At 73.4% G+C, this 12,571-nt stretch carries 10 protein-coding genes; 3 read left to right on the top strand and 7 right to left on the bottom strand.

The window, feature by feature from the left end; translation table 11 throughout:
- Positions 1–2: 2 nt before the first annotated feature.
- The 4 genes from G5C51_RS19405 to G5C51_RS19390 all read right to left on the bottom strand — a co-directional run bounded on the left by G5C51_RS19405 (position 3) and on the right by G5C51_RS19390 (position 5,002).
- Positions 3–1,871, bottom strand: coding sequence for a serine/threonine-protein kinase (locus G5C51_RS19405; protein WP_165239062.1), 1,869 nt, complete (start codon positions 1,869–1,871; stop codon positions 3–5).
- A gap of 109 nt (positions 1,872–1,980) precedes the next feature.
- The gene (locus G5C51_RS19400) at positions 1,981–3,738 is read right to left on the bottom strand and encodes a protein kinase domain-containing protein (RefSeq protein WP_165239060.1); all 1,758 of its coding nucleotides are present in this window, start codon (positions 3,736–3,738) and stop codon (positions 1,981–1,983) included.
- A 161-nt stretch (positions 3,739–3,899) separates the two neighbouring features.
- On the bottom strand, positions 3,900–4,370 hold the full coding sequence (locus G5C51_RS19395; protein ID WP_165239058.1) for a MarR family transcriptional regulator: 471 nt from the start codon (positions 4,368–4,370) through the stop codon (positions 3,900–3,902).
- Positions 4,367–5,002 carry a DJ-1/PfpI family protein gene (locus tag G5C51_RS19390; protein ID WP_165239056.1) on the bottom strand — a complete coding sequence of 212 codons (636 nt, stop codon included), beginning with the start codon at positions 5,000–5,002 and terminating at the stop codon, positions 4,367–4,369. Before G5C51_RS19390 ends, G5C51_RS19395 begins: the two co-directional genes overlap by 4 nt.
- A 143-nt stretch (positions 5,003–5,145) precedes the next feature.
- On the opposite strand from G5C51_RS19390, the gene G5C51_RS19385 reads away from it, so the two are divergent.
- On the top strand, positions 5,146–5,820 hold the full coding sequence (locus G5C51_RS19385; protein ID WP_165239054.1) for a DUF4956 domain-containing protein: 675 nt from the start codon (positions 5,146–5,148) through the stop codon (positions 5,818–5,820).
- Between the two features lie 68 nt (positions 5,821–5,888).
- Complete coding sequence (locus G5C51_RS19380; RefSeq protein WP_165239052.1) at positions 5,889–6,659, top strand: VTC domain-containing protein; 771 nt, start codon at positions 5,889–5,891, stop codon at positions 6,657–6,659.
- Here G5C51_RS19380 and G5C51_RS19375 read toward each other — a convergent pair.
- The 3 genes from G5C51_RS19375 to purD all read right to left on the bottom strand — a co-directional run bounded on the left by G5C51_RS19375 (position 6,656) and on the right by purD (position 11,537).
- On the bottom strand, positions 6,656–8,152 hold the full coding sequence (locus tag G5C51_RS19375) for a N,N-dimethylformamidase beta subunit family domain-containing protein (protein WP_165239050.1): 1,497 nt from the start codon (positions 8,150–8,152) through the stop codon (positions 6,656–6,658). The genes G5C51_RS19380 and G5C51_RS19375 overlap by 4 nt on opposite strands.
- Positions 8,153–8,264: 112 nt before the next feature.
- Positions 8,265–9,956, bottom strand: coding sequence for a hypothetical protein (locus G5C51_RS19370; protein ID WP_165239048.1), 1,692 nt, complete (start codon positions 9,954–9,956; stop codon positions 8,265–8,267).
- Positions 9,957–10,265: 309 nt separating this feature from the next.
- Positions 10,266–11,537, bottom strand: a complete 1,272-nt coding sequence (purD, locus tag G5C51_RS19365) for a phosphoribosylamine--glycine ligase (protein ID WP_165239046.1) — start codon at positions 11,535–11,537, stop codon at positions 10,266–10,268.
- Between the two features lie 244 nt (positions 11,538–11,781).
- On the opposite strand from purD, the gene G5C51_RS19360 reads away from it, so the two are divergent.
- On the top strand, positions 11,782–12,516 hold the full coding sequence (locus tag G5C51_RS19360; RefSeq protein ID WP_165239103.1) for an SLATT domain-containing protein: 735 nt from the start codon (positions 11,782–11,784) through the stop codon (positions 12,514–12,516).
- Positions 12,517–12,571: the final 55 nt, after the last annotated feature.

The raw sequence follows: 12,571 nt of genomic DNA, 5'->3' as shown, positions 1-12,571 counted from the left end.
AGTCAGCTCCGCGTGTACGTGCGCGGAGCTGTCACGCCGTTCAGCCACTCGCGGATCAGCTTGTCGCCCTCCATGCGGAGCATCGACGGGGGGCCCGGCTTGCAGGCCGTGGCGACCTCGGCATCGGTCACCACCGTGGGGCCGATGAGCACCTTGTCGCCCGCCGCGATCAGGTCGGCCTTGGCCTCGCAGTGGTTGCCGGCGATGTCGGAGGTCAGGGTGATGGCCCGGCCGCCGATCGGCTTTTCGCTGATGTTCATGTACTGCAGGCCGCCGCCGAAGGGCTGCTGCCAGTCGCCGAGCATCGCGTCCGGCAGCTTCTCCTGGCCCTCCTCGACCTTGTGGAGCGTGGCGCTGCGGCCCGCCGCCGACCATTCGAGGGTGCCGTCGGCGCCGGGCTTCAGGGTGTGGCGGCCGAGGGCGGTGCACGAGCCCTCGGGGGCGCTGCCGACGACCTTGGTGTCGAGCGCGAGCTCGCCGTTCGCGGCGACCAGCTTGCCGTCGGACTTGCACTCGGCGGTCTTGCCCATGGTGATGCTGTTGGCGACGACCTCGCCCTTCTTACCCGGCGAGATCACGAAGCGGCGGTACGAGCCGTTCTGCTCGCCGTCGCGCAGCACATCGCCGACCCAGGTGCCGAGATACTCCTTCGGCACGTCCGAGCCCTCGGTCTGCTTGTCGCCGTCGCCGCCGCCGCTGGAGTCGCCCAGCATGGCCGCGCCGGCGGCGCCCGCGCCGATCAGGACCAGTGCGGCCACGGCCGCGATCCCGAGCGCCCGGCCGCGGCGCCCCCGCGCGCCGGGGGCGGGCGGCGGCGCCGGCTCGTACGCGTACTCCTCCTCGGGCTCCAGCTGCCGGACGCCGATGAGCGTGCGGTTGGCGGGGGCGGGCTGGGCGCCCGGGGCGCCGCCCGCCTGGGCGGAGGTCCGCTTCGGGCCCTGCGGTGCGCCGCCGGGCGGGGTGTCGAAGTCCAGCAGCCGCACCGCGTGCTGGCCGAGCTCCGCGATGATCGGCGCGGGCAGCCAGGGGGCGGCCGCGCCGGTGTTGACCGGGCCGATGGCCGCGGCCAGGTCCTCGGGCGCCGGGCGGTCGGCCGGGTCCTTCGCGAGGCAGCCGGCGATCAGCTCGCGCAGGCCGCCCTCCTCGGGCAGGCCGGAGAGGTCGGGGTCGTTCTGCGCGATACGGAACATCACCGCGTGCACGCCGCTGGACGTCGGCGTCCCGAACGGGAGGGTGCCGGTGCCGGCGTAGGCGAGCACCGAGCCGAGGCAGAAGATGTCGCTGGCGGGGGTGAGCTCGCTGCCGGTGATCTGCTCGGGCGACATGAACGCCGGGGAGCCGACGGCCATGCCGGTCTTGGTCACCGTGCCGTCGCCGGCCGCCGCGTCGAGGGCGCGGGCGATGCCGAAGTCGATGACCCGCGGGCCGTCGATGGTGACCAGGATGTTGGACGGCTTCAGGTCGCGGTGGATCAGCCCGGCACCGTGGATGTCGAGCAGCGCGCAGGCCATGCCGTACGCGAGGGTGCGCACCGAGTCCTCGGGCAGCGGGCCGTGCCGGTCGACGATGTCGGAAAGGGAGGGGCCCGCCACGTAGCTGGTGGCGACCCACGGCACCGCCGCGTCGGTGTTCGCGTCCAGCACGGACGCGGTCCAGCGCCCGCCGACCCGCTGCGCCGCCTCGACCTCCTGGCGGAACCGCTGCCGGAACTCCGGCTCATTCGCCAGCTCCGGCTTGACCAGCTTCACGGCGACCGTGCGGCCGCCCTCGGAGCGCGCGAGGTAGACATGCCCCATGCCGCCCGTGCCGAGCCGGCCCACGATGCGGTAGTCACCTATCCACTGCGGGTCCTGCGGTCCCAGGCTCTGCATGCGTGACGCCCTTCCCTCCCGTAATGCGTTCTCGGAGCGTACGTCCGCTAGGACGCGTGGCAGCGTGCGGGGGCTCCCGTCGTTGCCGGGCTGAGATGCGATTACGTGTTCAGGCGTGATGTAGAGCGGCGGCTATGCGCTGGTCCTGCATGGCGGTGAGCTTGCGGACGAGGAGGATGGCGAGCACCCCCGCGGCCACGGTGAGCATGTCCTGGATCATGTCCACGCCCACATTGTCCGCGGTGAGGTGCTCACGGTCCCAGTCCCAGAAGAACAGCACGGTGCAGGGCAGCCAGGCGATCCACCAGGCGTTGAGGAGGGCCCGGCCGCCCGCGGGCTGGGCGGCGGCGTATCCGGTGGGTGCCGCGGGGACCGAGGCCTTCCATATGTCATTGGCGATCATCTTCGGCATGAAGAGGTAGACCACCGGTATGAACCACGCGCCCGCCGCCATCCCCGGCGCGAACCGGTTGCCGTTCGGGGCGAAGAACTCGGCGTTGGTCCGCAGCCGGTGGAACCACACCGTCCACACCACGATCGTGGGGATGAGGAGGAGGATGTACAGCCCCTTCAGCGCGTTGTCGTTCTCCTCCGCGCCCTGCAGCCCGGAGTAGAGCCAGCCGTCCCGGGACAGATCGCCGTACAGGTCGATGTGGAAGAACAGCTGGACGACCTGCATGACCGAGCCGATGCTCAGCAGCACCACGAGCGCGGTGCACAGCGCGCGCGGCGACGCCGGGGCGAGCAGCCGGCGGGCGTAACCGGGCGGCGGGGTGCCGATGGCCGGCGGCGGGGTGCCCAGATGCGGCGGCGGGGTGCTGACCTGCGGCATCACCTGAGAGGGCAGCGGGGACTGCTGCGGGGGCGTCCCCGGCACATGGACATACGGCACCGGGCGGTGCGGGGTCTGGCCGGGCGGCGCGGGCTGCGTCGCCTGCAGATGCGGCGCGTACTGCTCCTGCGGCGACTCGGCGTCCAGCAGCTCCACCGCGAGCCGCCCGAGCCGGGCCAGCAGCGCGGCGGGCAGCCACGGGGCGTCCGGCGCGGCGGCGCCGGCGGTCAGCTCCAGCAGCTCGGGAATCGTCGGCCGGGAGGCGGGGTCCTTGATGAGGCAGCGCTGCACCAGCTCCAGCAACTCGCCCTCCAGGCCGGTGAGATCCGCCTCCTCCTGGGCGATGCGGAAGAGCAGGGCATGGGCGCCACTGTCGTCCGTGCCGAACGGCATCCGGCCGGTGGCGGCGAAGGCCAGCACCGAGCCGAGGCAGAAGACGTCGCTCGCGGTCGTGACCCGCTCGCCGCGCACCTGCTCGGGCGACATGAAGCCGGGCGAGCCGATCACCGCGCCGGTACGGGTCAGGCCGCCGGCGGTCGAGACCGAGTCCAGGGCGCGGGCGATGCCGAAGTCGATCACCTTCGGGCCGTCGATGGTGACGAGGATGTTGGACGGCTTCAGGTCCCGGTGCACCAGGCCCGCGTCGTGGATCGCCTCCAGGGCGCGGGTCAGGCCGGAGGCGAGCGCGAGCACCGACTCCGAAGGCAGCGGCCCGTATTCAGCGGCCACCACCTCGTACAGCGAAGGTCCTGCCACATACCCCGTGGCCACCCAGGGAGTGTGCGCGGTCGTGTCGGCGTCCAGCACCGGCGCGGTCCACTCGCCGCCGACCCGGCGCGCCGCCGTGACCTCCTGGGCGAAGCGGCGCCGGAACTCCGGCTCGCGCGCCAGCTCCTCCTGCACCAGCTTGACCGCCACCGTCCGCCCGCGGGCGGATCTGGCGAGATAGACCCGCCCCATGCCGCCCTCGCCGAGGCGGCCAAGCAGGCGATACTCCCCGACGTGGCTCGGGTCCTCCGGCCCCAGATTCCGCATGATTCCGTCCCCCATTGGTATTGCCGTTCAGGGAGCGTATCGCGGGGCCCGCATCCGCCACTGCCCCCTGTGGACAACGGTGATGAGGCCGCAGCAGGGCCGTGGCCCAGGCGCAACCCGGCCCGGAAGCGCGGAGGTGACGCCAGGGGCGGGCGGGACGGTCAGCCGCGCTCCTCGATCGCGTCGAGTGCCGCGGACAGCTCCCGCAGCGCGTCCACCACGCGGCCGAACTCCTCGGCCCCGCCCAGCTCCTGGGCCAGCCGCGCCGCGAACTCCCGGTGTCCCGGCACGATCTCCGCGATCGCCGCCCGGCCCTCGGCCGTCGGCGCCAGCAGCTTGGCCCTGCGGTGCGCGGGGTTGGGCTCGTACGCGGCGAGGCGATGGCGCACCAGCAGGTCGGCGATGCGCTGCACGCTCTGCCGGGTGATGCCCATCGTCCGAGCGATGCCGGAGACGGGCAGCGGCTCGGCCAGCACCGCGCCGAGCACCTGCCACCACGCCGCCGTGATCCCGGCCGGCTCGGCCAGCCGGTCGGCGATGGCCAGGAACTGGCCGTTGAGGCGGAAGGAGGTCAGCGCGGCGCCGCTGAGCAGGTCGGCCTCGGCGGTGTGCGCGTCATCAGCGGGGCTCACTTCGCCGACGCCTCCATCAGTACTGGGAAGGCGGACGGGTCGGCGGCGCCGAACAGCCGCTCCCAGGCGTCGAGTACGGCCGGCTCGTGCAGATCGAGGCGGCGGAAGATCTCCCGGGCGAATGGGACCGGGTGCACAGGTCCCGCGGTGATCAGATCGCCGTCGGTGACGGCGTCCGCTTCGGCGTAGCGGTCGTGGCCCTTGTAGCCGGGCTGGGCCGCGAGGTATTCGGCGGCGCCCGAGGTGTGCGCCCGCTCGTCGAGCAGCCCCTCGCGGGCCAGCCCGGCGGTGGCGCCGCAGATGGCCGCCACCGGCACCCCCGCGTCCAGGAACTCCCGCGCCTTGCGGACGAACGGCGCGAGCTCTTCGCCCTGGTCGTACGCACCGGAGCCGGGGAGGATCAGCAGCGAACTGTCCTGCGGGCGCAGCTCGTCGAGGCCGATGTCGGCCTGGATGTGCATGCCGCCGATGGACGTGATGACGTCACCGCGGGAAGCGCCCACGGACACGGTGTCGTACGTGTCGCGCGGCGGCCGGTGCGCGGAGGTGTCGCGGATGTGGGCGAGCGCGTGCCCGATCTCCCAGTCGGCGAGCTGGTCGTAGACGGCGAAATGGACGGTCTTCCGGGCCATGAGGGCCTCCTTGGAGTGCTGCGCATCCTGACGTCCTGATGACAGCATCCTGTCATGAATGACAGCATGCTGTCAATCGCGAGAGGTCGCCTTAACTCCGCCCGAGCGCGCGCTTAACCCGCCGCTTCCTACCTTCCAAGCCCATGGACACTTACGGACACCTCGCCGCTCACCTGGCCCTGAACCTCGTCGCCGTCTGCGTGCTCACCTTCGCCGTCTACGTGCCCCGGCACCGCCGCCGCGACCTGGTCCCCGCGTATCTCGCGCTGAACGTCGCCCTGTTCGGCATCGTCACCGCCCTCGGCGACGCCGGCCGGGGCGGCGGTCTGGCGCTCGGGTTCGGGCTCTTCGGGGTGCTGTCGATCATCCGGCTGCGCTCGGACGCGATCCAGCACGAGGAGGTGGCGTACTACTTCACCACCCTGGTGCTGGGCCTGCTGTGCGGGATGCCGGGCCTGCTCTACGGCGTCAAGGTCACCCTGTGCGCGGTGATCCTGCTCGTCGTCTACGCCGCCGACCATCCGCGGCTGCTGGCCCGCACCCGGCGCAGCGAGGTCACGCTCGACGCGGTGTACACCGACCCGGAGGTGCTGCGCGAGGAGCTCGGGCGACGGCTGGGGGAGCCGCTGAAGTGGACGGTCCTGGAGGTGGACTTCGTCCGCGACCTCACGGTGGTCGACGTGCGCTACCGGGTCCCGGCGGCGGCCCCGGACGGCCGGCGGCGCGCGGCTCCGGCCCGGCGGGGCGTCGCGCCGGTGCTGCCGCAGTCGGCGCCACGCCCGCGGGTGCCGGGCGACTCCGGCCGGTGGTCGGCGTGACGCCGGAGGCGACGCCCCGGGCGACTCCCGGCGTGACACCGGAGGCGATGCCCCGGGCTACTCCCGGCATGACCCCGGCCGAACGGGCCCTGGCCCGCGCCGCCTTCGCCGCCGCCCCCGTCTCGCTGCCCGAACTGCAGGCCCGCGCCGAGCTGCTGGCCCGCTTCGACCGCAGCTACTTCGTGCCCGCACCCGTCTTCGAGAACTTCGCGGCACGGCTGCGCGCGGCGCACGGCTTCCGGGCGCTGGCCATCGACGGCCGCCGCACCTTCGCCTACCACTCGGTGTACTTCGACACGGCCGGGCTCCGCTCGTACCACGATCACCGCCAGGGCCGGCGGCGGCGCTTCAAGATCCGCGAGCGGCTCTACGAGGACAGCGGCGAGCGGCAGTTCGAGATCAAGCTGAAGGGCGCGCGCGGCGAGACGGTGAAGCGGCGGCGGGCGATGCGGCCCGCCGAGCGCGCGCTGGGGCCGGAGGCGCGCGGCTTCCTGGCGGACGTGCTGCGGGCGGATTACGGGCTCGCCGCGCCTGGTGGGCTCGAGCCGTCGCTGGTGACGGACTACACCCGGGCCACGTTTGTCGCTGACGGGCAGCGCATTACGTGTGACGCGGGGCTGCTTTGTGTCGATTCGGCCGGTGGCCGGGTGCGGGCCCACCCCGACCTCGTCCTGGTCGAGGTGAAGTCAACCGGCCACCTCACCCCCGCCGACCGCCTCCTCCACCGATACGGCCTGCGCGCCGCCGAGTTCACCAAGTACTGCGGCGCCCTGGCCGCAATGCGCCCCGACCTGCCGCGGAACCGGTGGCACCGGGCAGTCCGGGTCGCGTTCTCCTAATCCCGCTTGCAGATCCGGTCCAGCAGATTCGCCGTCGCCCGCTGCACCACCGGATTCGCGTGCTCCGGCCGGTCCAGCGCCGGCGACCAGGCGAAGGTGCCGGACGCGAAGACCAGCGCCCCGCTCGGTGCCCGGTACAGCGACGTCTCCTGGTGCCGGCGCGCGCCGCCCGCGTCGTCGTACGGGCTGTGCGCCAGCAGAATCCGTTCGCTGTGCCGCGGCAGCGGCGTCCGCGGGTAGTAGCGGTCGGCCTCGCCGGCCACCAGGCCTGGCAGCTCGTCGCCCTCGGCGGCGCCGGTGGCCTCCCACAGCCAGTGGGAGGCGTTCCGTACGACGAGCGGGCTCGGCTCGGGGACCCGGCCCGCGTACTGGATGCCCATCAACTCCTGCTCCGGATCGCCCTGTTCCCGCCACAGCTGGGGGCGGCCGGAGCCCTGGCGCTTGCGGCAGTGGAGTATGCGGTCCGGTTCGCCGGTGACCGAGGGGGCCAGGTCGACCTGCCAGTACATGGTGTTCGCCGACAGGAACACCAGCGAGGTGCCCGCGTCCCTGGCCAGCTCGGCGTTCCGCCGCATCGGCGCCGACCAGTACTCGTCGTGGCCGGGGAAGACCAGGCCGCGGTACCGGGTCGGGTCCACCCGGCCCGCGTGCAGGTCGCGGGCGTCGGCGTAGGCGAGGTCGTAGCCATAGCGCTCGGCCCAGCGGATGAAGTCGTAGGCGTGGCCGACATGCAGCGGCAGACCTGCGCCCGCGTACGGGCGGTCGAAGGCCACCGCGACCGCCGCCTCCTCCTCGCCGAGCAGCCGGCCGTCGTCGTCCCAGGCGTGGTAGAGCGAAGCGCCGGTGCGGCCGTCCTCCGGGTAGAGGTTGTACGCCTGCCAGGTCACGTCCGGCAGCAGCAGGAGCAGGTCCGCCGGGTGGTGGTCGCGGACGGTGAACGGGATGTGGCTGCGGTGCCCGTCGTCGGTGGTGAGCACCGCGACGTAGCAGCCGGAGTTCCAGTACGTCGGCACCTGCAGCCGCCAGGAGAGCCACCAGTGGTGGCAGGAGACCGTGCGCTCGGCGGCGAGCGGCGCGGGCTGAACGATGCCCGACAGCCGCGGACTTGTGGTGATCTTGGAGGCGCCGTCGCCGGCGTAGTGGCCGATGCGGTAGACGTCGACGCCGAAGGGCTGCGGCGGATTGACCGTCACCCGGAAGTCGATGGACTCGCCGGGGGCCACCGCGCCGGCCGAGGCGAAGCCCTTGATCTGCTGGTGGACATCGTCCGCGGTACGCGGGCCCGGGCGCCGCGGCGGCGGGATCAGCGGTTCGGTGGCGTCACTGCCGCCGGTGGGTGCGAGGTCGACATACCAGGGCACCAACTGGCCGCTGTGGTCGTCGAAGTAGTGCTCGCTGGCGCGTAACCAGGGCAGCGGCCCCTGCGCGAAGGGGTCCGAGACGGCGTGCGCCAGCGCTCCGGACTCCCAGCGGCGGATCTGCTCCGTACCCACCTGACCGCTCCCCTCCCCGGCGCGTTAGTTGCTACAGGACATCACATTACGCATGCGGTCCGTTACCGATTGTCGGTGAATTGGCGCACTGAAGTCCGCTTCGCAGCGCGGGCTATACCAGCAAAACGGGCTTTTCCGGGCGAACCCCGGCATCCAGCAGCCACCCCCGCAGCGGCTCCGGATCGCCGGTTTCGGCCAGCGCCGTCACCGCCCGTCCGAGCTCCGGCCGCCGCTCGCCGTTCACCAGCAGTGCGGGGCCGTCCAGCCAGTCGAGTCCCGGTGTGGCACCCGCGGTGTCGATGGCGGCGCAGCACACCATCGCCAGCACGTGGTCGATCAGCACTTCCCGGTCCGTACGCGGCGCGTGCAGCGGGAAGAGCGGGGCGAGCGCGGCCGGGCGTATCTGCTGGGCGCGGCGCTGGGCCGCCTCCTGCAGATCGAGCGCGTCGGTGAGCCGGGCGGCCAGCTCCTCGCTGTCGCCGCCCTTGGCCAGCCAGTCGACGACCCGGGCGAGGGTGCCCCGGTCGGGCCGCCCGGCCGGCTCCTGCTCGACCTCCAGGCCGTCGAGGACGCTGTGCAGGCGGGCCGCCTCGGTCCGCCACTTCCGGTCCACCACCTCGTCCGGATACTGATCCCAGGTCACCGGCGCCCAGTCGGGACCCGGCTCGGCCGGGCCGCCGTGGAAGAGCTGCGCGGCGAGCAGCGAGGCCGCCTCGTCGACCAGACCCGGCTCCTCCAGCAGATCGCAGGCCGGGCGCTCGCCGAGCCGGGAGGCGAAGACGCCGTTCTGCGCGGCCAGCCGGTCGCGGCGGGACAGCTCGGTCAGCGCCGACACCACCCCGGCGTCCAGCCGGGACGGCCAGCGGCCCATCCGCCAGGCGGGCAGCGCCACCCGGGTCAGCAGCCGGTCCCAGCCCGCATACGCCAGGCCGACCTGCTCCTGCGCGGCGATCCGCAGGCCGTAGTCCACATCCTGCGCGCGCTCCGAGGCCGCGGCGGCGACGCCGCGCTCCAGCCAGGCGGGGTGCTCCCCGCACATCCGCAGCAGCACCCGGGCCACGCTCCGCGCCAGGTCGCGCAGCGGCCGCAGCGCCAGCGGCCCCGAGCGGTCCAGCGCCACCGCCGCGTCCAGACCGCGGATGAACCGGCGGGCGGCGGCCACGTCCGGGTGGGCGGCCGGGCCCGTACCCGCCACGACGGGCGCGAGGACGGCCCGCAGCTCGGCGACGCGCATCCACCACAGGAAGGGGGAGCCGATCACCAGCACGGGCGCGATGCGCTCGCCGTCCGGGCCGGAGGACCGGGAGCCGGAGGGCCGGGAAGTTACGTCGCTCTCCCCGCTCTCGCCCCCCTGCTCGGACCCCGCCCCGTGCGTACGGTCCTCGAGCCAGCTGTCGCAGTCCGGCGTCAGGGCTATCGCCGAGGGTGCGGGGACCGCCAGCCGGTCCGACAGGTCGCGGATCAGGCGATACAGATCGGGGGCGGCCCGTTCGGGCACCGGGACCGTGGGGCTGCGGGCGGGTTCGGTCCTGGCGATCGCCAGGCCCACCGCCAGCGCCAGGCCGCCGACCACCAAAGCCACGCCGAGCACCGGCCAGCGGGCCGCGGCCCAGCCGCCGGTGAGCCGGCCCGTCGCCGTGCCGATGAGAAGCACCGCGGCGACCGCTGCCGGGAGCAGCGCCACCGTGAGCGCCGCGCTGCGCACCCGCAGCACCGCGAGCGCGTGGGAGCGGGCCCCGCCGGAGCCTCCCGCACCGCTGCCGGCGCCCCTGACGTGGGAAGCCGCCTCCTCACCGGAAGACATGACCAGACCTCACCCCCTCGAATACGACTCGACGAGCGCGTGTCGCACGAACGCGTACTCCCACTGTGACACCGGCCACCGACAGCGCAATGCCGGTGACCCGGTTGGCCCGTCGCCGGGCTCGTCGTCGTGCTCGTCGTGGTGCTCGCCGAGGCGGCCGCACGGGCCGCCATCGCCGGAGGCGCACATTAGTTGGGCGGCGCGTTCACGTCAGCCGGTTGCCCATCCGGTCACTCGATGGGATGGCTTTGGGTAAAGCTGGCCCGTGCGGGGGACGGAGGTGGGGGGCGGTAACCCTGGGTAAGGGCGTCAGTCCTGCTCGGCCGCCGCGGCCCCGGCCGCGATGTCGCCGCGGTGGTGGGCGCCTTCGAGCCGGATCCGGGCCATGGCCCGGTAAGCGCGTTCGCGGGCGTCGGCGAGGGTCGGGCCGATGCCCGTAACGGACAGCACGCGTCCGCCCGCGCTGACGATCCGCCCGTCGGCGTCAAGCTTGGTACCGGCGTGCAGTACGTACGCGTCCGGGGCGTCCTGGGCCGCGACCTCGTCCAGGCCGGTGATCTCGTCGCCGGTGCGCGGCGTGCCCGGGTAGTTCTCCGAGGCCAGCACGACCGTCACGGCGGCGTCGTCGCGCCAGCGCAGCGGCGGGAACTCGGCGAGGGTGCCGTTCGCCGCCGCCAGCAGCAGCCCGGCGAGCGGCGTCCGCAGCCGGGCCAGCACGACCTGGGTCTCCGGGTCGCCGAAGCGGGCGTTGAACTCGATCACGCGGACGCCGCGCGAGGTCAGCGCCAGGCCCGCGTAGAGAAGGCCGGAGAAGGGGGTGCCGCGGCGGCGCAGCTCGTCGACGGTGGGCTGGCAGACCGTCTCGACGATCTCCTCGACCAGCTTCGGGTCCGCCCAGGGCAGCGGCGAGTACGCGCCCATGCCGCCGGTGTTCGGGCCCTCGTCGTTGTCGTAGGCGCGCTTGAAGTCCTGGGCCGGCTGGAGGGGCACGACGGTCTCGCCGTCGGTGACCGCGAAGAGGCTGACCTCGGGGCCGTCGAGGAACTCCTCGATCACCACGCGGGTGCAGGCGTTGGCGTGCGCCCGGGCCTGCTCGATGTCGTCGGTGACGACGACGCCCTTGCCCGCGGCCAGGCCGTCGTCCTTGACCACATACGGCGGGCCGAAGGCGTCGAGCGCCTCGTCGACCTCGGCCGGGGTGCCGCATACGTAGGAGCGGGCGGTCGGGACGCCGGCGCCGGCCATGACGTCCTTGGCGAAGGCCTTCGAACCCTCCAGCGCGGCGGCCTCGCGGCTCGGGCCGAAGCACGGGATGCCCGCGGCGCGCACGGCGTCGGCGACGCCGGCGACCAGCGGGGCCTCCGGGCCGACGATCACCAGGTCGGCGGCGCCGAGGCCGAGCTCCTGCGCGAGGGCCGCGACGGCTTCCCCGTTGAGGGCGTCGACCTGGTGCAGCTCGGCGACGTCGGCCATCCCGGCGTTGCCCGGAGCCGCGTGCAGCTCGGTGACGTCGGGGTCGAGGGAGAGTGCGCGGCAGAGGGCGTGTTCGCGGGCGCCGGGGCCGATTACGAGGACCTTCACGCGGTGCAGCCTATCGGCTGCCGGAGGGCCGCTTTGCGTGGGCTTGGCGGTGGGCTTGGCGTGGGCTTTGGCGTACGCCCGCCGTACGGGTGCGCGGTTCCTGGTCCCCCGAAGCGGGTGTCCTATTAGCCCAACATCCTCCTCCTCAGGGCGTAAAACCCCCGTTTGGCGGCTCAATGCCAGCCATTCGGCGGTAGGAAGGGCCGGCGCATCAGATCAATCGCAAGATCCGAAATCGGGGGGCCTGGCGAAGGAGGCAACGGTGAGCTCACCTGATGACGAGGGCGGCGCCGTCCGGCAGGACGACCTGCTCGGGCGGCCGGCGCCGCGGGGCGACTGGGGTGAGCCCGTGGAGCGGCTCGACGAGCTCTATCAGTGGGTGGAGGCGCGGGCGCTGCGCACCGTTGACTGGTATCTGCGGGACCGGCACGGGAAGAAGCGGGCGGCGCAGGTGCTGCGCGCGGTGGCCGCCGTGGGGGTGGTCGCGGCTGCTGCGCTGCCGCTGGTCGATGTGGCTGGGGTGTGGGCGGGTGCCGGGGAGTGGGGGTATCTGGCGCTGCTCGGTGCTGTTGCCTGCCTGGGTGCCGACCGGGCCTTCGGGCTGACTGCTGGGTGGATGCGGGATGTGGCGGTCGCGCAGGCGGTGCAGCGGCGGCTTGAGGCGCTGCAGTTCGACTGGGCGTCGGAGAGTGTGCGGGAGCAGCTCGGGCCTACGGACGGGAGTGCGGGGGAGGCGGCGGAGCGGAGCCTTGCGGTGCTGCGGCGGTTCACCGAGGACGTATCGGAGCTGGTGCGGGCCGAGACCGCGGACTGGATGGTCGCTTTTCGGGCTGGGTCCGCTGCCCTGATGACGCAGTCGCTGGCCTGGGTGCGGTGGCCTTCGGTGGAGGGGGCCGGGGCGCAGCCGCGGTTCCCGTTTCCGCAGCCCGGGGTGCGGGCGCCGATGCCGCGGCAGCGGCCGCCGGAGCCGCCGCGGTGAGGCCTTGTGGCTGTCTCTTCTACACATCTGACGCTGGCGACGACTACCACTGTGT

This window comes from Streptomyces coryli (assembly GCF_011044975.1).
In the GTDB taxonomy this organism is placed as follows: Bacteria; Actinomycetota; Actinomycetes; order Streptomycetales; family Streptomycetaceae; genus Streptomyces; species Streptomyces coryli.
Note: the sequence above shows the minus strand (reverse complement) of the source record. Positions and strands in the feature narration are given on the sequence as shown.